The 20,102-nt window shown below is 64.0% G+C and carries 18 protein-coding genes; all 18 read left to right on the forward strand.

Going from position 1 to position 20,102, the window contains the following annotated elements:
- Positions 1-54 precede the first annotated feature (54 nt).
- Entirely contained in the window at positions 55-1,596 is a 1,542-nt protein-coding gene (locus JQ631_RS04435; RefSeq protein ID WP_212324340.1) for a sugar ABC transporter ATP-binding protein, read from the forward strand.
- Positions 1,593-2,585, forward strand: a complete 993-nt coding sequence (locus JQ631_RS04440; RefSeq protein ID WP_212324341.1) for an ABC transporter permease — start codon at positions 1,593-1,595, stop codon at positions 2,583-2,585. Before JQ631_RS04435 ends, JQ631_RS04440 begins: the two co-directional genes overlap by 4 nt.
- Positions 2,582-3,562 (forward strand): galactofuranose ABC transporter, permease protein YjfF, encoded by a 981-nt coding sequence (gene yjfF, locus JQ631_RS04445; protein ID WP_212324342.1) that lies wholly within the window; start codon positions 2,582-2,584, stop codon positions 3,560-3,562. The genes JQ631_RS04440 and yjfF overlap by 4 nt, the downstream gene beginning before the upstream one ends.
- Positions 3,559-4,326, forward strand: coding sequence for a FadR/GntR family transcriptional regulator (locus tag JQ631_RS04450; RefSeq protein WP_212324343.1), 768 nt, complete (start codon positions 3,559-3,561; stop codon positions 4,324-4,326). Before yjfF ends, JQ631_RS04450 begins: the two co-directional genes overlap by 4 nt.
- Complete coding sequence (locus JQ631_RS04455) at positions 4,323-5,249, forward strand: Gfo/Idh/MocA family protein (RefSeq protein ID WP_212324344.1); 927 nt, start codon at positions 4,323-4,325, stop codon at positions 5,247-5,249. Before JQ631_RS04450 ends, JQ631_RS04455 begins: the two co-directional genes overlap by 4 nt.
- A gap of 2 nt (positions 5,250-5,251) precedes the next feature.
- Entirely contained in the window at positions 5,252-6,328 is a 1,077-nt protein-coding gene (locus tag JQ631_RS04460; protein WP_212324345.1) for an aldose epimerase family protein, read from the forward strand.
- Positions 6,328-7,206 (forward strand): SMP-30/gluconolactonase/LRE family protein, encoded by an 879-nt coding sequence (locus JQ631_RS04465; protein ID WP_212328486.1) that lies wholly within the window; start codon positions 6,328-6,330, stop codon positions 7,204-7,206. Before JQ631_RS04460 ends, JQ631_RS04465 begins: the two co-directional genes overlap by 1 nt.
- A gap of 73 nt (positions 7,207-7,279) precedes the next feature.
- The gene (gene chvE / locus JQ631_RS04470; RefSeq protein WP_212324347.1) at positions 7,280-8,353 is read left to right on the forward strand and encodes a multiple monosaccharide ABC transporter substrate-binding protein; all 1,074 of its coding nucleotides are present in this window, start codon (positions 7,280-7,282) and stop codon (positions 8,351-8,353) included.
- Positions 8,354-8,416: 63 nt separating this feature from the next.
- A complete protein-coding gene (gene mmsA, locus JQ631_RS04475; RefSeq protein WP_212324349.1) occupies positions 8,417-9,994 on the forward strand; it encodes a multiple monosaccharide ABC transporter ATP-binding protein in 1,578 nt (525 codons plus the stop codon).
- Entirely contained in the window at positions 9,991-11,181 is a 1,191-nt protein-coding gene (gene mmsB / locus JQ631_RS04480) for a multiple monosaccharide ABC transporter permease (protein WP_212324351.1), read from the forward strand. Before mmsA ends, mmsB begins: the two co-directional genes overlap by 4 nt.
- Positions 11,182-11,577: 396 nt before the next feature.
- The gene (locus JQ631_RS04485; RefSeq protein ID WP_212324353.1) at positions 11,578-12,234 is read left to right on the forward strand and encodes an HAD family hydrolase; all 657 of its coding nucleotides are present in this window, start codon (positions 11,578-11,580) and stop codon (positions 12,232-12,234) included.
- Between the two features lie 6 nt (positions 12,235-12,240).
- On the forward strand, positions 12,241-13,191 hold the full coding sequence (locus tag JQ631_RS04490) for a sugar-binding transcriptional regulator (protein WP_212324355.1): 951 nt from the start codon (positions 12,241-12,243) through the stop codon (positions 13,189-13,191).
- Between the two features lie 297 nt (positions 13,192-13,488).
- Positions 13,489-14,742 (forward strand): ABC transporter substrate-binding protein, encoded by a 1,254-nt coding sequence (locus tag JQ631_RS04495; RefSeq protein ID WP_249160464.1) that lies wholly within the window; start codon positions 13,489-13,491, stop codon positions 14,740-14,742.
- 149 nt (positions 14,743-14,891) lie between these two features.
- Positions 14,892-15,764: a carbohydrate ABC transporter permease gene (locus JQ631_RS04500; RefSeq protein ID WP_212324359.1), complete on the forward strand. Its 873-nt coding sequence runs from the start codon at positions 14,892-14,894 to the stop codon at positions 15,762-15,764.
- 4 nt (positions 15,765-15,768) lie between these two features.
- On the forward strand, positions 15,769-16,599 hold the full coding sequence (locus JQ631_RS04505; protein ID WP_212324360.1) for a carbohydrate ABC transporter permease: 831 nt from the start codon (positions 15,769-15,771) through the stop codon (positions 16,597-16,599).
- 15 nt (positions 16,600-16,614) lie between these two features.
- The gene (locus JQ631_RS04510; protein WP_212324362.1) at positions 16,615-17,622 is read left to right on the forward strand and encodes an ABC transporter ATP-binding protein; all 1,008 of its coding nucleotides are present in this window, start codon (positions 16,615-16,617) and stop codon (positions 17,620-17,622) included.
- Positions 17,623-17,642: 20 nt separating this feature from the next.
- Positions 17,643-18,416, forward strand: coding sequence for an SDR family NAD(P)-dependent oxidoreductase (locus tag JQ631_RS04515; protein WP_212324364.1), 774 nt, complete (start codon positions 17,643-17,645; stop codon positions 18,414-18,416).
- Positions 18,417-18,454: 38 nt separating this feature from the next.
- On the forward strand, positions 18,455-20,101 hold the full coding sequence (locus tag JQ631_RS04520; RefSeq protein WP_212324366.1) for an FGGY-family carbohydrate kinase: 1,647 nt from the start codon (positions 18,455-18,457) through the stop codon (positions 20,099-20,101).
- Position 20,102 lies beyond the last annotated feature (1 nt).

Genomic DNA, 20,102 nt, shown 5'->3' on the forward strand with positions numbered 1-20,102 from the left:
CGAATAGGCTGGGTATCCGCAGCATAAGCGGACGCCGGTGGGAGTGATGTCGTTATGGAGAATAGCCTTGATCCCGCTTCGGCCCTCCTGGAGGTGCGCGGGATCAGCAAGAGCTTCGGTGCGGTGCGCGCGTTGCAGGAGGTCGACTTCACGCTTCGCCCCGGCGAGATCCATGCGCTGCTCGGCGAGAACGGCGCCGGTAAATCCACGCTGATCAAGGTCGTCACCGGCGTCTTCCCGCGCGATGCCGGGGTTGTGAGGCTGGGCGGCGAAGAGGTCGCGCCGCGTTCGGCCAAGGCGGCGGTGCAGGCCGGCATTGCCACGGTCTACCAGGAAGTCAATCTTCTGCCGAACCTCTCGGTGGCGCAGAACCTGTTTCTCGACCGCCAGCCCATGCGCTTCGGCGTGGTGCGCGAGGGCGAGATGCGCCGCCGAGCAAAACAACTGCTCGCGGATTTCGGCCTCGACATCGACGTCGCGGCGCCCCTCGGCAATTATTCGGTGGCGATTCAACATGTCACCGCGATCGCGCGCGCCGTCGATCTCTCTGCGCGCGTTTTGATCCTGGACGAGCCGACCGCGAGCCTCGACCGTCACGAGGTCGAGGTTCTCTTTCGCATCATGCGCCAGTTGGCCAAGCGCGGCATCGGTATCGTCTTCGTCAGCCATTTCCTCGACCAGGTCTACGAGATCTCCGATCGCATCACCGTCTTGCGCAATGGCCGGCTGGTCGGCGAGCGCGAGACCGCCTCGTTGCCGCGGCTTGAACTGATCCGGATGATGCTTGGCCGCGAGCTGGCCGAGACCACCAACACACGGGCTGCGGCCGGCGAGCAGAAAGCGCGCGAGGTCTGCGCCAGTTTCGACAATTACGGCAAGGCCGGTTATGTCGCGCCGTTCAATCTCGAATTGCGCCACGGCGAGGTCGTCGGCCTCGCCGGTCTGCTCGGCTCGGGCCGGACCGAGACCGCGCGGCTGGTGTTCGGCGCCGAGCGAGCCGATGGCGGGCAGGCGAGGGTGGAGGGCGCGCCGGTGCGGCTCCAGTCGCCGCGCGACGGCGTGCGCCATGGCTTTGGGTATTGTCCGGAGGAGCGCAAGACCGACGGGATCGTCGCCGAGCTCACCGTGCGCGAGAACATCATACTCGCGCTTCAGGCCAAGCGCGGCCTGCATCGGCCGCTATCGCGTCGCGAGCAGGACGAGCTTGCAGGCCGTTACGTCAAGATGCTCGACATCCGTCCGCCCGATCCCGAGCGCCCCGTGGGCCTGCTCTCCGGCGGCAATCAGCAAAAGGTGCTGCTGGCGCGCTGGCTCGCGACGGCGCCGCGGCTCCTGGTGCTGGACGAGCCCACCCGCGGCATTGATGTCGGCGCGCATGCCGAGATTATCCGCCTGATCCGCGAACTCTGCGACGACGGGCTGGCGTTGCTCGTAATCTCCTCGGAGCTCGACGAGATCGTGACGTATTCAGATCGCGTGGTCGTGCTGCGCGATCGCGCCCATGTCGAAGAGCTCGCGGGCGAGGCGATCGACGTCACCAACATTCTCTCGGCCATCGCCGCCGATGGCGCGGCGATGCAAGAGGCCCGGGTATGACAGCGCTGTTGCCGCGTCGCGGCCTTGCCCAGATCCTCGCGCTGATTGTCATCCTCGCGGTCGACCGCCTGGTGTCGCCGCAGTTCTTCGATCTGCGCCTCCAGGACGGCCGCCTGTTCGGCAGCGTGATCGACGTGCTCAACCGCGGCACACCGGTGGCGCTGCTCTCGCTCGGCATGGTGCTGGTGATCGCGACGCGCGGCATCGATCTCTCCGTCGGCGCGGTGATGGCGATCTGCGGCGCGATTGCCGCAAGCCTGGCCGACAGCCACAGTTTGCCGGTGGTGCTGGCGGCGGCGCTCGGTGCGGGTTTGATCTGCGGACTGTGGAACGGCTTCCTCGTCGCCGTGCTCGGCATGCAGCCGATCGTGGCGACGCTGATCCTGATGGTGGCGGGGCGCGGCATCGCGCAGCTCATCACCGAAGGCCGTATCGTGACCTTCACCTCGCCGGATCTGGTCTGGCTCGGCAATGGCGCCATTCTCGGCGTGCCGGTGCCGATCGCGATTGCGCTCGGCATGCTGATCCTGACCGGCGCCGTTGTGCGCGGCTCGGCCCTCGGACTTCTGATCGAGGCAACCGGCGGCAACGCGCGGGCGAGCGAGCTTGCAGGCGTCGGCACGCGCGCGATGATCCTGGCAGTCTATGTCTGGTGCGGCGTCTGCGCCGCGCTCGCCGGCGTGATCGCGGCAGCCGACATCATGGGCGCCGATGCCAACAATGCCGGCCTCTGGCTCGAGCTCGATGCCATTTTGGCCGTCGTGATCGGCGGCACCTCGTTGTTCGGCGGGCGCTTCAGCCTGGTGCTGGCGGTGTTGGGTGCGCTGATCATTCAGACCATGAACACCGGCATTTTATTGTCCGGCTATCCACCGGAGTTCAATCTGCTGGTCAAAGCCGTGGTAGTGCTCGCAGTGTTGCTGCTGCAATCGCCGAAATTGCCCGGCTTTGCCGGTATCATGGCGCGGCTGCGGGGGACGAAACCATGAAAGGCCTGCCGCCCGTCCTGATCACGGCCATCGTCCTTGTCGCCGGCTTCGCAGCCTGCGCGGCGCAGTTTCCCAACATCGCTTCCACCCGTGTCGTCGGCAACCTCCTGACTGACAATGCCTTCCTCGGTATCGTTGCGGTCGGAATGACCTTCGTCATCATCTCCGGCGGTATCGATCTTTCGGTCGGCTCGGTGATCGGTTTCACCACAGTGTTCGTGGCGCTCGCCATCGAACGCTGGGGCGTTCCGCCGCTGGTCGCTTTCGTCGCCATCCTCGCGCTGTCGGCGGCCTTTGGCGCGGCGATGGGCGCGGTCATTCACGTCTTCGACCTGCCGCCCTTCATTGTAACCCTCGCCGGCATGTTCCTCGCGCGCGGTGCAAGCTTCCTGCTATCGACGGAGTCGGTGCCGATCAGCGCGCCTGTCTATTCGACCGTGTCCGATTTCGCGCTGCGCATGCCCGGCGGAGGGCGACTGAGCGCGATCGCCATCATCATGCTCGTTATCGTGATCGGCGGAGCGCTGCTGCTGCAGCTCACCCGGTTCGGTGCCAATGTCTATGCGCTCGGCGGCAGCCGCGCGACCGCAAGCTTGATGGGCGTCGCGGTCGGCAAGATGACGGTGAAGATCTACATGCTGTCGAGCCTGCTCGCAGGGATCGCCGGCATCGTGTTCTCCTTCTACACCAGCGCCGGCTATTCGCTCTCCGCCGTCGGCGTCGAGCTCGACAGCATCGCTGCCGTGGTGATCGGCGGTACGCTGCTCACGGGCGGGCAGGGCTCGGTGATCGGCACCTTCCTCGGCGTGCTCATCCAGGGCATGATCCAGACCTACATCAATTTCGACGGCACGCTGTCGAGCTGGTGGACCAAGATCGCGACCGGCATCTTGCTGTTCGCCTTCATCGCACTTCAGCAGGGATTGGTCGCGCTGGCGCGCCGGCCGGCGGCGAAGCGCGCGGGAGCTGCCTCATGACCTCGCGCATCGTCGTCATTCCAACACCACGGGCTCATTCCAACCACGCGGAGGTGGCCCGTTCGATCGGCGTCGACATCATCGCCGGCCGCTATGCGGAGGGGGTGCGGCTCCCGGGGGATGCCGAACTGACGGCGATGTTCGGTGTGTCGCGGCCGGTGCTGCGCGAAAGCGTCAAGACGCTGGTCGCCAAGGGGTTGCTCACCACCAAAGCGCGGGTCGGCACGGTCGTGCGCGAGCGCGCCGCCTGGAACATGTTCGATGCCGACGTGCTGGCCTGGCATCTGGATGCCGGCATCGACAGGCGCTTTCTCAACGATCTCGCCGAAATACGTCTTGCGGTCGAGCCGCGCGCGGCGGCCCTTGCGGCCAAGCGTCGTTCGGAGGAGGACATCGCCGAGCTTCAGCGCAGCATGGACCGCATGAGGCAAGAGCCGTCCGAGTCCGCCGGCTTTGCCGACGCCGACCTCGCCGTGCACCTTGCGGTGGCGCGAGCGTCCGGCAATCCGTTCATGCGCTCCGTCGGTCATGTGATCGAAGCCGCCTTGCGCGCGGCATTCATGCTCAGTGCCCCGGCCGGGTCGGAAGACCGCGAGACCGCCTTGATCTGGCACCAGAAGATCGCCGATTCGATCGCGGCCGGTGATGCGGACGCAGCGGCCGAGGCCATGGCCTTCGTCATTCACAATGGCATGCGCCGGCACAAGGGAATGGCCGCCGAAGCAGCACCGGCAGCCTCAACGGAATTTGGAGAAAGTTCGTGACAGCAATTCGTATCGCCATCGTCGGCTTCGGCAAGATCGCGCGCGATCAGCATGTCGGCGCGATCGCCGCGACGCCTGGCGCGGTGCTCGCCGCCGTTGCCAGCCGTAACGCGTCGCTGCCGGGCCTGCCGCATTTCGCGACCATCGAGGAGCTTCTGGAGAAAGGCCCGGAGATCGATGCGGTGTCGCTCTGCACGCCGCCGCAGGTGCGCCGAGCCCAGGCCGCTGTGGCGCTCGCCGCCGGCAAGCACGTCATGCTGGAGAAGCCGCCCGGCATCGGCGTTGCCGAGCTCGATCCGCTTGTGGCGATGGCGGCGAATGCAAAGCGCACCTTGTTTGCGACCTGGCATTCCCGCCACGCGCCGGCGGTCGAGCCGGCCCGTGAATGGCTTGCGACACGCCGGATCAAGTCGGTCCACATCATCTGGAAAGAAGACGTTCGTGTCTGGCATCCCGGCCAGACCTGGATCTGGGAGCCCGGCGGGCTCGGCGTGTTCGATCCCGGCATCAACGCGCTCTCGATCCTGACCCGCATCCTGCCGAAGCCGGTGTTCGTTACCGCGGCTGAACTGGCCTTTCCGGCCAATTGCCAGTCACCGATCGCCGCCAACTTGACGCTGACCGACATCGACGGCATGGCGGTGACCGCCGAATTTGACTTTCGTCAGACCGGGCCGCAGAGCTGGGACATCGTCGCGGAAACGGACCAGGGCCGCATGACATTGTCTCGTGGTGGCAGGATCATGGAGGTCGATGGCAAGGTTGTTGCCGACGCGCCTGATGAGGAATATCGCGAGCTCTATCGACGTTTCGTCAAACTCGCCGCCGCTGGCGAGCGCGATGTCGACCTGGCGCCGCTTCGTCTCGTCGCCGATGCGTTCCTGCTCGGCAAGCGCAATATCGTCGAACCGTTTGTGGACTAGACATGGCCAACGCAAAAATAGCGAAGGACGTATTCGGAAAGCTGCCTGACGGACGCAACGTCGAGCGTATCGTGCTGCGCGGAGAGGGCGGGTTTGAGGCTCGTATCATCACCCATGGCGCGGTGATCCAGGCACTGATCACGCCGGACGCCAGGGGCGGCTGCGACGACGTCGTGCTCGGTCATGACACCTTCGCCGGCTATCTCGCCGAACGGAAGTTCTTTGGCGCCACCGTCGGCCGTTACGCCAACCGCATCGCCAACGGCCAGTTTTTGCTCGACGGCGAGACGTTCCAGCTTGCCGTCAACAACGGTCCCAACGCGCTGCATGGCGGCCTCGACGGTTTCGACCGCAAGCTTTGGGACATTGCCGAGATCGAGGACGGCGCCAGCCCTGCGGTGACGCTGACCTATACGAGCCGGGACGGTGAGGAGAATTATCCCGGCAAGCTCGACGTACGCCTGACTTATCGCGTCACCGGTCCGACCGAGCTGTCGCTGATCATGGAGGCACGCACCGACCGGCCAACCATCGTCAACCTGACCAACCACAGCTTCTTCAATCTGGAAGGCGCGACCTCGGGCACGCCCACGCTCGATCACCGGCTGACGGTCAACGCCGAACATTTCCTGGCCATCGATCCGACTGCCATTCCACTGCCGGAGCCGCCGCGCGGCGTGGCCGGCACACCATTCGACTTCCGCCAGACTCACGCCGTCGGGGCGCGCATCCGCGAGGGTGACCAGCAATTGCGCAACGGCAAAGGCTACGACCACACCTATTGCCTCGCGCGCGACGGCAAGCTAGCGCTCGCGGCCCGGCTGGAGGCGCCGCTGTCAGGGCGGATTATGGAGCTGTTGACCAATCAGCCCGGCCTTCAGGTCTATTCCGGCAACTATCTCGATGGCACGATCTCGGGTAAAGGCGGCAAGCTGATCCGGCAGTCCGACGCGTTGTGTCTCGAGCCGCATATCTGGCCCAATTCGCCGAACCGGCCGGACTTTCCGAGCCCGCGCCTTGATCCCGGCGGGGTCTATCGGCATCATACCGTCTATCGCTTCGCAGTGAGGGCGCCATGATGGACGAGGTACCGACCTCGGTTCTCTCCGCCGAACGCTGTCACCTCGGCGAAGGCCCGACCTATGACGTCACAACCGACACCGCCTGGTGGTTCGACATTCGCGAGGGGCGCCTGTTCGAGGCGCATCTTGGCGGCGGCAGCATCCGCACCCACGCGCTTGGCCGGATGGCGAGTGCGCTCGGACGGATCGATGCCGAGCGCCAGCTCATCGTCGCGGAGGATGGATGTTATATCCGCACGCTCGCCGATGGCGCGATGACGCGGTTTTGTTCGCTTGAAGCGGACAATCCCGCGACGCGTTCCAATGATTGCCGCGTGCATCAGTCCGGCACGTTCTGGATCGGGACCATGGGACGCAAGGCCGAGCGAGGTCTGGGGGCGATCTATGCGCTCCACCGCGGCAAGATCTCGACGCTGTTTCCCGGCATCAGCATTCCCAACTCGATTTGCTTCTCGCCGGATGGCACCACAGGCTACTTCACTGACACCGCGCGTGCGGTGCTTTATGCGGTGCCGCTCAATGCCGAGACCGGCCTGCCGCGCGGCGAGCCCGAGGTGCTGCTGCGCCACACCGGTATCGGTGGGCTCGACGGCTCGGTCTGCGACGCCGACGGGCAGATCTGGAACGCCTGCTGGGGCGCCAGCCGCGTCGATGTCTATTCTCCGCAAGGCGAGCGTTTGCGCTCGCTGCGCGTGCCGGCCAGGCAGGCGAGTTGCCCCGCCTTCGTCGGCCCCGATCTGTCAGGCCTGCTCGTCACCTCCGCCTGGCAGGATATGGATGCGGAGGCACGCGCTGCCGATCCGCAAGCTGGTTGTACCTTTCTGTTACAAGCCTCCGCGCGCGGTCGCGCGGAGCCCGATGTCAAGCTCGCATAGGAGATTCGAAACCGACCTCTACCCACGTACTGGACGACCGAAGAAACAGTCTGACACCCAACGGGAGTGAAGCATGTTGAAATTGAAGACGACATTTCTCGCGATGGCGCTGGCCGGCGCCGCAACGATGGCCACGGGCCTCACGGCCTCCGCACAGGACAAGGCGACCGTCGGCATCGCGATGCCGACCAAATCCTCGGCGCGCTGGATCGACGACGGCAACAACATGGTCAAGGTGCTGAAGGAGCGCGGCTACAACACCGACCTGCAATATGCCGAGGACGACATTCCGAACCAGCTCTCGCAGGTCGAGAACATGGTGACCAAGGGCGCCAAGGCGCTGGTGATCGCCGCGATCGACGGCACCACGCTGTCCGACGTGCTCAAGCAGGCCAAGGCCAAGGGCATCACCGTGATCGCCTATGACCGCCTGATCCGCGGCACGCCGAATGTCGACTATTACGCGACCTTCGACAATTTCCAGGTTGGCGTGCTCCAGGCTCAGTCGATCGAGAAGGGGCTTGGTCTCAAGGAGGGCAAGGGTCCGTTCAACATCGAGCTGTTCGGCGGTTCGCCCGACGACAACAACGCCTTCTTCTTCTACAACGGCGCGATGAGCGTGCTGAAGCCCTACATCGACAGCGGCAAGCTCGTGGTCGCCTCCGGCCAGATGGGCATGGACAAGGTCGCGACCCTGCGTTGGGATCCCGCCACCGCCCAGGCTCGCATGGACAATCTGCTCAGCGCCTACTACGGCAACAAGAAGGTCAACGCCGTGCTGTCGCCCTATGACGGCCTGTCGATTGGCATCATCTCGTCGCTGAAGGGCGTTGGTTACGGCACCGCGGATCAGCCCATGCCGATCATCAGCGGCCAGGATGCCGAAGTCCCGTCGATCAAGGCGATGATCCGCGGCGACCAGTATTCGACCATCTTCAAGGACACCCGCGACCTCGCCAAGGTGACCGCCGACATGGTCGATGCGGCGCTCGCCGGCAAGCAGGTCACGGTCAACGACACCAAGACCTACGAGAACGGCGCCAAGACCGTGCCGTCCTATCTCCTGAAGCCCGTCGTGGTGTATAAGGACAACTGGGAAAAGACCCTGGTTGACAGCGGCTACTACAAGAAGTCGCAGTTCCAGTAAGCCTCTCGAGTTTCCCTCTCCCCGTTCGCGGGGAGAGGGACGTAACGGACGGGACACAACGCAATGACCGCCATGCTGGAGATGCGCAACGTCAGCAAGAGCTTTGCTGGTGTGCAGGCGCTGCGCGACGTCAATTTTTCGGTCGAGGCGGGCCAGATCCACGCTCTCGTCGGCGAGAACGGCGCCGGCAAGTCGACCTTGATGAAGGTGCTGAGCGGGGTCTACCCGGCGGGCAGCTATGAGGGCACCATCGTCTTCGAGGGCCAGGAGCGCCGTTTCCGCGACATCAACGATTCCGAGGCGCTCGGCATCATCATCATCCACCAGGAGCTGGCGCTGATCCCGCTGATGTCGATCGCGGAGAATATCTTTCTCTCGCATCCGCCGTCGAAGTTCGGCGTGATTGATCGCGACGAGGTCTACAAGCGCACGCGCGATCTTCTCGCACAGGTCGGCCTGAAGGAATCTCCGGATACGCTGATCACCGATCTCGGCGTCGGCAAGCAGCAGCTTGTCGAGATCGCCAAGGCGCTGTCCAAGCGCGTCCGCATGCTGATCCTGGACGAGCCGACGGCGAGCCTGAACGAGGCCGACAGCGCTGCACTGCTCGAACGCCTGATGAAATTCCGCGAGCAAGGCATCGGCTCGGTCCTGATCTCACACAAGCTCAATGAGGTGGCCAAGGTCGCCGACCACATCACGGTGCTGCGCGACGGTCGCACGGTTGACGGTATCGATTGCCGCGCCGAACCGATCCAGGAAGACCGTATCATCCGCAGCATGGTCAACCGCGATCTCGCCCATCGTTTTCCGGAGCGAAGCCCCAAGATTGGCGAGCCCGTTCTCGAGGTTTCGAACTGGTCGGTCTATCACCCCATCCATCCTGACCGCCAGGTCATCAAGAACGTCAATTTCGGCGTCAGGCGCGGCGAGGTCGTCGGCATCGCCGGGCTGATGGGGGCCGGCCGTACCGAGTTCGCCATGAGCCTGTTTGGTCGCTCCTGGGGCACCAATATTAGCGGCCGGATCACGCTTGAGGGGCATGAGATTGCGCTGACGAGCGTGGCGGCCGCGATCGACGCCGGGCTTGCCTATGTCACCGAGGATCGCAAGCAACTCGGTCTGATCCTGGCCGACGACGTCCGCAAGAACATTACGCTGGCGAGCCTCGACCAGGTTGCGCCGGGGCGTGTGATCGACGACATCGCCGAGCTGAAGGTCGCCACCGACTATCGCAACCGCATGCGCATCCGCTGTTCCGACGTCTACCAGGAGACCGGCCAGCTTTCCGGCGGGAACCAGCAGAAGGTCGTGCTGTCGAAATGGCTGATGACTGACCCCAAGGTCCTTATCCTGGATGAGCCGACACGAGGTATCGACGTCGGTGCCAAATACGAGATTTACTGTATCATCAACGAGCTTGCGGAGGCCGGCCGCGGCGTGGTGGTGATCTCATCGGAGATGCCCGAGCTACTCGGCATCTGCGACCGCATCTGTGTCATGAACGACGGCGCCTTCGTCGGCGAGTTCCCGGCCACGGATGCGACACAGGAAAAGATCATGCGCGCTATCATGCGCAACGAACGAAGCAACGGTAACGGCGCGGTCGAGGCCGCAGAGATGGGAGGGTCGCAGCCATGACCGACAAGACGGTTTCGCTGCCCGAGGAGCGCCGGAACGGCAGCTTTATCAAGAACAACCTGCGCAACTACGGCATGCTGATGTCGCTGGCCGCGATCATGCTGTTCTTCCAGGTCATGACCAGCGGCACGCTGCTGCAGCCTCTCAACCTGACCAATCTTGTGCTCCAGAACAGCTACATCGTCATCATGGCGCTCGGTATGCTGCTGGTGATCGTCACCGGACACATCGACTTGTCGGTCGGATCGGTCGCGGGATTCGTCGGCGCGGTCGCCGCGCTCCTCATGGTGACCTACAAGGTCGACTATACGGTCGCATTCATCGCCTGTCTCATCGTCGGCGCCGCCATCGGTGCTGCGCAAGGCTATTGGGTGGCGTATTTCAAGATCCCGTCCTTCATCGTGACACTGGCCGGCATGCTCGTATTCAAGGGTCTCGCGCTCGCGGTGTTGCAGGGCCAGTCGCTCGGGCCGTTCCCATCGACTTTCCAAAAACTGTCGTCGGGCTTCATTCCGGAACTTTTGCCCGAGGCCGGCACGCTGCATCCGACATCGATGCTGATCGGCGCGTTGCTGGCGCTGGGGCTGGTCTACGCGAGCGCCAAGGGCCGCGCACGCGAAGTGTCTCACGGCATCGAGGCCGAACCCTACGCGTTCTTCCTCGGCAAGAGCGTCGTGCTCGCCTGCGCCGTGCTGTACTTTACCTATCTCATCGCGACCTATCGCGGCCTACCCAACGTGCTGGTGATCATGAGCGTCCTGATCGCGCTCTATGGCTTCGTCACCCGCCGCACCGTGATCGGCAGGCATATCTATGCCGTCGGCGGCAACGCCAAGGCGGCAGGCCTGTCGGGTATCAAGACCGAGCGGCTGACCTTCTTCACCTTCGTCAACATGGGCGTGCTTGCGGCGCTGGCTGGTCTCGTCTTCGCCGCGCGCCTCAACACCGCGACCCCCAAGGCGGGCCTCGGCTTCGAGCTCGACGTCATCGCCGCCTGCTTCATCGGCGGCGCCTCGGCCTATGGCGGCGTCGGCCGCGTCGGCGGGGCCGTGGTCGGCGCCATGATCATGGGCGTGATGAACAACGGCATGTCCATCCTCGGCATCGGCATCGACTACCAGCAGGTCATCAAGGGCCTGGTGCTGCTCGGGGCGGTGTGCATCGACGTGTATAACCAGCGGCGGTAGGAAGCGCGCGACTTCGACGCTGTCGCTGGAAGTCGATCACGGTATTGGCATTGCTGCGGGCGCCAATGCCTCGCCTTGACCATGATTTGGGACCTAGATCCTGCCGGTCGAGTACTGCCGGGCAGGGTAGCGCTGATGGCGGCTCAGTACCATGAGATGACGGAGCAGGAATACGCGGACCGGCTTCGCGCCCTCATCCGTATCGTTTCTGCCTCGACCTTGGGGCTTTGCTCCTTTGCCGTGGGTCTGCTGATCGGGGCATTTTTTCTGTTTTGAATAGGGTCTCGTCGCGGCTTGGCGCTCTGTTGCGCGTGATTCCGGCCAGGGGAGATCAAGGAGCAAAGCCTCCCCGGCCGAGCTATTGCTCAGCATCTGGGTATATGATCGAATGCCCGAATGGACCCGGGTCGGCCAGATCTGATCATCTTCGATTGCGACGGCGTGCTCGTCGATAGCGAGCTGCTCAGTTGTCGCTGCCTGTCCGAGATTCTGTCGGAATTCGGCTTTCTACTGAGTGTGGAGCAGGCGCTCGAATTTTTTCTTGGACGCAGTACCAAGGCTATTGAGCAGCACTATCGTGATCTCGGGCAGGCCTTGCCTGACGACTTTCTTCCGCGTCTCAAGGCCCGCGTGCTCCAGACATTTGCGGCCGCGCTCCAGCCGATCCCCGGCGTAGCTGCGGTGCTGTCCGGATTGGTGACGCCGCGCTGCGTCGCATCGTCGAGCGATCTCGACCGCGTCTCGTTGTCGCTTGATGTCACCGGCCTTGCGCCGCACTTCGGTGGCCGGCTCTACACCGCGCAGATGGTCAGGCACGGCAAGCCGGCGCCGGATCTCTTTCTCCACGCCGCCGGGAAGATGCAGGCCGATCCCGCACGCACGCTGGTGATCGAGGACAGTGCCAGCGGCGTGCAGGCCGCCAAGGCGGCAGGCATGATGGTCTGGGGATTTGTCGGCGGTGGCCATTATCGCGCCCGCGATGGTCGGGCTATATTGTCCGCCGCCGGGGCCGATCGGGTCTTCGCGCACATGAGCGATTTCTGGGAGGCGTGAGGCCGCATGGCCGTCGAGAACGAAAAATCCAGGCTCGACGACGCCGCGCGTGCCGGCTGGCTCTATTTCATTGCCGGCCACACCCAGGACGAGATCGCAAAGATGCTGCAGGTGTCGCGCGCATCCGCGCAGCGGCTGGTGTCGCTGTGCCTCGCCGAGCGGCTGATTACCTTCCGGCTTGAGCATCCCATCGCCGCCTGCATGGAATTGGCGGCGCGCCTGAAGGAGCGGTTTGACCTTAATCATTGCGAGGTGGTGCCGGCCGATCCTGCAGCGCCCCAGGCCAACGCGGGTATCGCCGAGCGCTGCGCCAATCTGCTCGACGCGACGCTGCGCTCGGAAACGCCCGTGATCGTTGCGCTCGGGACGGGGCGGGCGGTGCGCGCCGCGGTCGAACGCGTCACGCCGATCGACCGGCCCAACCACCAGATCGTCTCGCTGGTCGGCAACATCTCCGCCGACGGTTCGGCGAGCTTCTACGATACCGTCGGCCGGCTCGCCGACCGCACCGGCGCGCGGCATTACCCGATGCCGTTGCCGTTTCTGATGTCGTCGGAGGACGAGCGCAACAAGATGGTCCGCATCGAGCCGATCGCGAAGGTGAAGGCGGTCGCGGCCAAGGCGGATTTGCGTCTCGTCGGGATCGGCCAGATGGACCAGAAGGCTCAGGTTCATGTCGATGGCTTCGTCACGCGTGATGAGCTGTTCGAGATGATGCGGCAGGGCGCGATCGGAGAAATCACCGGCTGGGCCTATGATTCCAAGGGTCGCCTGCTCAAGGCCGGCACCAACAAACGCCTCACGAGCATTCCGCCGGAAGTGCCAGCGAAAACCACGACCATCGGTGCCGCGGTCGGCGCGGCCAAGGTGTCAGCGATCGCGGCGGCGTTGAACGGGGGGCTGATCAACGGCCTGATCACCGACGAGACTACCGCACGGGCGATTCTGGAGCGCTAGGGCGGCCAGGCTCGACGTCGTCATGGCCGGGCTTGAGCCGGCCATCCACGCCTATCCTGCAGCACTGAGATCGTGGATGCCCGGGGGAAGCCCGGGCATGACGGGCTCGCACCTCTCCCGCACCGCAGCACTCATAAGTTGCGGGAATGGCTGCGCGCCTGCTTGACAAGCGGCAAGGCTCGACCGAACATACGCCCAACGCGTGGGCATATGCTCAAGAGCGCGGATAGGGAGGTCACCGTGAAACACGTTCTGGGCGCCGTCTGCGGCGCGTCCGTACTGCTTGCCGTCCCCGCGATGGCCGAAACGACCCTGACGATCGCCACCGTCAACAACGGCGACATGATCCGCATGCAGGGTCTGACCAGCGAATTCACCAAGGCCAACCCCGACATCACCGTGAAATGGGTGACGCTCGAGGAGAACGTGCTGCGCCAGCGCGTCACCACCGATATCGCCACCAAGGGCGGCCAGTTCGACGTGTTGACCATCGGTACCTACGAGGTGCCGATCTGGGCCAAGAAGGGCTGGCTGGTGCCGCTCGCCAATCTCGGTGCCGATTACGACGTCAACGACCTCCTGCCCAAGATCAAGGATGCGGTCTCTTCCGACGGCAAGCTCTACGCCGCGCCATTCTATGGCGAGAGCTCGATGGTGATGTACCGCACCGACTTGTTCGACAAGGCCGGCCTGAAGATGCCGGAAAAGCCGACCTGGGATTTCGTCATCGATGCCGCGAAGAAGATCACTGACAAGAACGGTGGCGTCTACGGCATCTGCCTGCGTGGCAAGGCCGGCTGGGGTGAGAACATGGCCTTCCTCTCGGCGATGGCCAATTCCTACGGCGCGCGCTGGTTCGACGAGAAGTGGGAGCCGCAGTTCAACACGCCGGAATGGAAGACCACGCTCACGACCTACGTTAACCTCATGAAGGACGCCGGCCCTCCCGGTGCGAGCTCGAACGGCTTCAACGAAAATCTGGCGCTGTTCAACGCCGGCAAGTGCGGCATGTGGATCGACGCGACGGTGGCGGCATCCTTCGTCACCAATCCGAAGGATTCCAAGGTCGCCGACAAGGTCGGCTTTGCGCTCGCGCCCAACACCGGGCTCGGCAAGAACGCCAACTGGCTGTGGGCCTGGAATCTTGCGATTCCCGCCGGCTCGAAGAAGACCGAGGCCGCCGAGAAGTTCATCGCCTGGGCAACCAGCAAGGACTACACCAAGCTCGTCGCGTCGAAGGAAGGCTGGGCCAATGTTCCCCCCGGCACGCGCACCTCGCTCTACACCAATCCCGAATATCTGAAGGCCGCGCCCTTCGCCAAGATGACGCTGGCTTCGATCGACGCCGCTGATCCGAACAAGCCGACCGTGAAGCCGGTGCCTTACGTCGGCGTGCAATATGCGGCGATCCCTGAATTCCAGGGCATTGGCACGCAGGTCGGACAGCAATTCTCGGCCGCACTAGCGGGATCCATGACGGTCGATGCGGCGCTCGCTGCCGCGCAAACCGCCACCGAACGCGAGATGAAGCGCGCCGGCTACATCAAGTGAACCTGAGCTCTCCCTGAGCTCAAACTTGCGGCCATCCACTCCTTGCGCGATGGATGGCCGCCTTCTTCCCGAATCTTAATTTCGATGCGTTTTCTTCCCGCGAACCGGCCTCCACTTCGCTCGAAAACGCTATGAAGGAGAGCCTGAGGATGGCAACCCGGCAGACGCAATTCCTTGCGCGGTCGCTCCTGACCCCGGCCGTCGGACTGCTCTTCATCTGGATGATCGTCCCGCTCGCGCTGACGCTGTACTTCTCGACGCTGCATTACAGCCTGCTCGATCCCGGTTCGGAATCATTCGTTGGTCTCGAAAATTTCCGCTACTTCCTCACCGATCCCGCCTTCCTCGCCTCGCTGCAGAACACGCTGGTGCTGGTCGGATCGGTGCTGGCGCTGACGATCGTGCTCGGCATTCCCCTAGCGCTGCTGATGGATCAGCCGGTGATCGGACGCAATTTCGTGCGGCTGATGGTAATCGCGCCGTTCTTCGTGATGCCGACGGTGAGCGCGCTGGTCTGGAAGAATCTGCTGATGCATCCGGTGTCGGGTCTGTTCGCCTGGCTCGCCAAGTCCGTTGGGCTGACGCCGGTCGACTGGTTCAACGATGTGCCGCTGTTCTCGGTGATCCTGATCGTGGCCTGGCAATGGCTGCCGTTCGCGACGCTGATCCTGCTCACTGCGCTGCAATCGCTCGATGAAGAGCAGAAGGAGGCGGCCGAGATGGATGGCGCGAGCGCAATCTCGACCTTCATCTACATCACGCTGCCGCATCTGGCGCGCCCGATCACCGTGGTGATCCTGATCGAGACCATCTTCCTGCTGACCGTGTTCGCAGAGATCTTCGTCACCACTGGCGGCGGACCGGGCCTGCAGACCACCAACATTGCCTTCCTGATCTATTCGCAGGCGCTGATCCAGTTCGACGTCGGCAGCGCCTCGGCGGGCGGCCTCGTAGCCGTGGTCATCGCCAACGTCGTCGCCTTCTTCCTCGTCCGCATCGTCGGCCGCAACCTGGAAGCCTGACATCATGGCGCGCAAGTCAACGACACAGCGGGTGGTGATCTCGACGATCGGGGCGTGGTTCTTCGGCTTCCTGATCTTCTTCCCGATCCTCTGGATGGTGCTGGCGAGCTTCAAGACCGAGCTCGAAGCCTTCGCCATTCCGCCGTCTTTCCTGTTCTTCCATTGGACCACCGAGAACTACGCGACGGTGCAGGAGCGAAGCGACTATCTGCTCCATGCGATGAACTCGATCATCATCGCCGGCGGCTCGACGCTGATTGCGCTCCTGATCGCGATCCCCGCCGCCTGGTCGATGGCGTTCTCGCCGACCAAGCGCACCAAAGACATTTTGCTTTGGATGCTCTCGACCAAGATGATGCCGCCGGTCGGCGTGCTGGTGCCGATCTATCTGATCTACAAGACCTTCGGTTTGCTCGATTCCCGCATCGGCCTCATCTTCATCCTCTGCCTCGGCAATCTGCCGATCGTGATCTGGATGCTGTTCACCTACTTCAAGGAGATCCCGCGCGATATCCTCGAGGCCGCGCGCATGGACGGTGCCACCATCGGTCGCGAGCTGGTCTATGTGCTGACGCCGATGGCGATCCCGGGACTGGCATCGACCATGCTGCTCAATCTGATCCTGGCCTGGAACGAGGCGTTCTGGACATTGAACCTGTCGACGTCGAACGCCGCGCCGCTCACCACGTTCATCGCATCCTATTCCAGTCCGGAAGGACTGTTCTGGGCAAAGCTATCGGCGGCCTCGACGCTGGCGATCGCGCCCATTCTCGTCCTCGGTTGGTTCAGCCAGAAGCAGCTCGTGCGCGGGCTCACCTTCGGCGCGGTGAAATAGAGGGGCTGCCGGCTCATGGGTCAGATCACACTTCAGGGCGTACAAAAATCTTTCGGCCCCGTGCACATCATCAAGGGTGCCGATCTCGACATCGCCGACGGCTCCTTCGTGGTGTTCGTCGGTCCGTCCGGCTGCGGCAAGACCACGCTGCTGCGGCTGATCGCCGGGCTCGAGGACGTCTCCGGCGGTAGTATCCTGATCGACGGCAAGAACGTCGTCGACACACCGCCCGCCAAGCGCGGCCTGTCGATGGTGTTCCAGTCCTATGCGCTTTATCCACATATGAGCGTACGCGGCAATATCGGCTTCGGCCTCAAGATGGCGGGATTGCCCAAGGACGAGATCAACCGCAAGGTCGAGGCGGCCGCCGCGACGCTGAACCTGACGCCTTATCTCGACCGCAAGCCGCGCGAGCTCTCCGGCGGCCAGCGCCAGCGCGTCGCGATCGGCCGCGCCATCGTCCGCGAGCCCAAGGGGTTCCTGTTCGACGAGCCACTCTCCAATCTCGACGCCGCGCTGCGCGTGCAGATGCGCATCGAAGTGACGCGGCTCCAGAAACAGCTCGGCACCACGGCGATCTACGTCACCCACGACCAGGTCGAGGCCATGACGATGGCCGACAAGATCGTCGTGCTCAACGCCGGCAAGATCGAGCAATACGGCTCTCCGCTGGAACTCTATGAGCGGCCCGCCAATCTCTTCGTCGCCGGCTTCATCGGCTCGCCCAAGATGAATTTGGTCAGGGGCGATAGCGCCGCGCAGCAAGGCGCGGCCACGATCGGTGTGCGGCCGGAGCATCTCAAGATCGAACGTGAGGGTGCCGGCGGCTGGCAGGGCACGATCTCGGTCGCAGAGCATCTCGGCAGCGACACGTTCCTCTATGTCGATGCCGGGCCGCTCGGGATGTTGACCGCGCGCTACATCGGCGAACTGAGCCTGCATGCCGGCGACCGCGTATCGCTGGTGCCCGATCCCACCCGCATTCATCGCTTCGACGCAAGCGGGAACGCGCTTCGGAACTAACAAGAAACGGGAATAAGACCATGTACCTGGAAAAATTCAAGTTGAGCGGCAAGACCGCGTTCATCACCGGCGGCGGGCAGGGCATTGGCCTTGCCTGCGCCGAAGCGCTGGCCGAAGCCGGCGCCAAGGTCATCATCGGCGACCGCGACAGCAAGGTCGCCGGCGACGCCAAGGCCAGCCTGAAAGCGAAGGGTTTTGACATCGAGACCGCGATCATGGATGTCACCGACACCAACCGCGTGGCGGAGGTCGCAAACGACCTCGTCGCCCGCCATGGCAAGGTCGATATCCTCGTCAACAACGCAGGCATTGCCCGGAGTGAGACGCCGGCCGAGACCGTGACCGACGAGCACTGGCTCAACGTCATCGACGTCAACCTCAACGGCACCTTCTGGTGCTGCCGCGAGTTCGGCAAGCACATGCTCAAGGCCAGGAGCGGCGCCATCGTCAACGTCGGCTCGATGTCCGGTTTCATCGTCAACAAGCCGCAGGAGCAGTGCTTCTACAATGCGTCCAAGGCCGGTGTGCACCATCTGACCAAGTCGCTCGCCGCCGAATGGGGCACACGTGGCATCCGTGTCAACGCTGTGGCCCCGACCTATATCGACACACCGCTCAACGCCTTCGTGAAAAGCACCCCGAGAATGTATGACGCCTGGATCGGTGGAACCCCGATGGCGCGGATGGGGCAAGTCGAGGAGATCGCCTCGGTCGTGTTGTTCCTGGCATCCGAGGCCGCGAGTCTGATGACCGGCAGCATCGTGCTGGTGGATGGCGGCTACACTTGCTGGTAGGCTTGCGTCAAAATTGACGAGAGCTTCCGGGAGCGACAATGCCGCGAGCGTATATCGGCGTCGATGTAGGGACCACGAGCACGCGGGCAGGGGTGTTTGACGAGGCGGGAACGCTGCTTGCGACCGCCAGGCATCCGATCCGGATCTGGCACGAGGCCGGCGATATCGTCGAGCAGTCGTCCCAAGATATCTGGGAGGCTTGTGTCAAATCGGTGCGGGCGGCGATGGCGGAAGCGGCGATTGCGCCCGATAGCGTCGGCGGCATCGGTTTCGACGCGACCTGTTCCCTGGTGGTGCTCGACCGCGAGGGAGAACCGGTCACGGTCAGCGCTTCCGGCGACAAGCAGCGCAACGTCATCGTCTGGATGGATCACCGCGCCATCGCGGAGGCTCGTCTCATCAACGAGACGGCCGACGATGTGCTGCGCTATGTCGGCGGCTCGATCTCGCCCGAGATGGAGATGCCGAAGCTCTTGTGGCTGAAGCGGCATCTGCGCGCGAGCTTTGACGCCGCCGGACATTTTTTCGATCTGGCGGACTATCTGACCTGGCGCGCGACCGCATCGCTGCAGCGCTCGACCTGCACGGTTACCTGCAAATGGAATTACCTCGCGCATGACGGCGGCGGCTGGAGTGCGCCGTTCTTCCAGCGTATCGGCCTGTCTGACTTCGTCAGCGAGAAATACGCGCGCATCGGCACCGAGATTGTCGCGCCCGGCACGCGGCTTGGCGCCGGTCTCACCCGCGCGGCTGCGGCCGATCTCGGACTGCCCGCCGGCATTCCGGTCGGTGCCTCCTTGATCGATGCCCATGCCGGCGGAATCGGCGCGATCGGGGGACGGGACGGGTCGGGTGGAACGACCGATGTCACCGATCGCCTCGCCTACATCATGGGAACGTCGGCGTGCATCATGGCGACGACGAAAGAGCCGTGCTTCGTGCCCGGTGTCTGGGGGCCCTATTATTCAGGCATGGTACCGGACTTCTGGCTGAACGAGGGTGGCCAGTCGGCCGCGGGCGCGGCGATCGACCATCTTCTCAAGTCGCATCCCGGGCATGCCGAGGCGAACGCGGCGGCGAAGAGCGATGGCGTCGACCTCATCGAGTTCCTCGAACGCCGCATCATCGCGCGTGCCGGCGACGCCAGCCGCGCGGCGCTGCTCGCCCGTGACGTCCATGTGCTCCCCGAATTCATTGGCAACCGCTCGCCGTACGCTGACCCCGATACCCGCGCCGTGATCGCGGGCCTCGATCTCGACACTGATGTTGGTTCGATGGAGCGGCTATTTCTCGCCGGCCTGTGCGGGCTCGCCTATGGGCTCGCCGAGGTAATCGAGGCCTTTGCCGCTCATGGCGTTCATGCAGGCATCATGATCATGGGTGGCGGCGCCAGCCGCAGTCCCTTGGTGCGGCAGATCATGGCTGACACAACGGGCCTCACGGTCGCGCTGCCACAAACCAAGGAGCCGGTGCTGCTCGGCGCTGCGATGCTGGGGGCGGTTGCCGGGGGGGCATATGCCTCGATCGGCGAGACCATGGCAAAGATGTCTGCTCTCGGACGCAAGAGCGAGCCGACCGCGCCTGACATGGCCGCGTTTCACAGCAGGAAGCGTGAGGTTTACAAGCTGCTGCGCGAGGTCGATCGCGGCAGCCGTGCCGCAATGTACGGCATCGCCAAAGGTTGAC

The sequence above is a fragment of the Bradyrhizobium manausense genome (assembly GCF_018131105.1).
Lineage (GTDB): Bacteria > Pseudomonadota > Alphaproteobacteria > Rhizobiales > Xanthobacteraceae > Bradyrhizobium > Bradyrhizobium manausense_B.

Excerpts from the sequence above, each read along its gene's own strand:
- JQ631_RS04505 (WP_212324360.1), top strand. The coding sequence starts at position 15,769 with ATGGCGCGCAAGTCAACGACACAGCGGGTGGTGATCTCGACGATCGGG.
- JQ631_RS04500 (WP_212324359.1), top strand. The coding sequence starts at position 14,892 with ATGGCAACCCGGCAGACGCAATTCCTTGCGCGGTCGCTCCTGACCCCG.
- JQ631_RS04520 (WP_212324366.1), top strand. The coding sequence starts at position 18,455 with ATGCCGCGAGCGTATATCGGCGTCGATGTAGGGACCACGAGCACGCGG.
- JQ631_RS04485 (WP_212324353.1), top strand. The coding sequence starts at position 11,578 with ATGGACCCGGGTCGGCCAGATCTGATCATCTTCGATTGCGACGGCGTG.
- yjfF (WP_212324342.1), top strand. The coding sequence starts at position 2,582 with ATGAAAGGCCTGCCGCCCGTCCTGATCACGGCCATCGTCCTTGTCGCC.
- JQ631_RS04490 (WP_212324355.1), top strand. The coding sequence starts at position 12,241 with ATGGCCGTCGAGAACGAAAAATCCAGGCTCGACGACGCCGCGCGTGCC.
- mmsA (WP_212324349.1), top strand. The coding sequence starts at position 8,417 with ATGACCGCCATGCTGGAGATGCGCAACGTCAGCAAGAGCTTTGCTGGT.
- JQ631_RS04450 (WP_212324343.1), top strand. The coding sequence starts at position 3,559 with ATGACCTCGCGCATCGTCGTCATTCCAACACCACGGGCTCATTCCAAC.
- JQ631_RS04435 (WP_212324340.1), top strand. The coding sequence starts at position 55 with ATGGAGAATAGCCTTGATCCCGCTTCGGCCCTCCTGGAGGTGCGCGGG.
- JQ631_RS04515 (WP_212324364.1), top strand. The coding sequence starts at position 17,643 with ATGTACCTGGAAAAATTCAAGTTGAGCGGCAAGACCGCGTTCATCACC.
- JQ631_RS04440 (WP_212324341.1), top strand. The coding sequence starts at position 1,593 with ATGACAGCGCTGTTGCCGCGTCGCGGCCTTGCCCAGATCCTCGCGCTG.
- mmsB (WP_212324351.1), top strand. The coding sequence starts at position 9,991 with ATGACCGACAAGACGGTTTCGCTGCCCGAGGAGCGCCGGAACGGCAGC.
- chvE (WP_212324347.1), top strand. The coding sequence starts at position 7,280 with ATGTTGAAATTGAAGACGACATTTCTCGCGATGGCGCTGGCCGGCGCC.
- JQ631_RS04510 (WP_212324362.1), top strand. The coding sequence starts at position 16,615 with ATGGGTCAGATCACACTTCAGGGCGTACAAAAATCTTTCGGCCCCGTG.
- JQ631_RS04495 (WP_249160464.1), top strand. The coding sequence starts at position 13,489 with ATGGCCGAAACGACCCTGACGATCGCCACCGTCAACAACGGCGACATG.
- JQ631_RS04465 (WP_212328486.1), top strand. The coding sequence starts at position 6,328 with ATGGACGAGGTACCGACCTCGGTTCTCTCCGCCGAACGCTGTCACCTC.
- JQ631_RS04460 (WP_212324345.1), top strand. The coding sequence starts at position 5,252 with ATGGCCAACGCAAAAATAGCGAAGGACGTATTCGGAAAGCTGCCTGAC.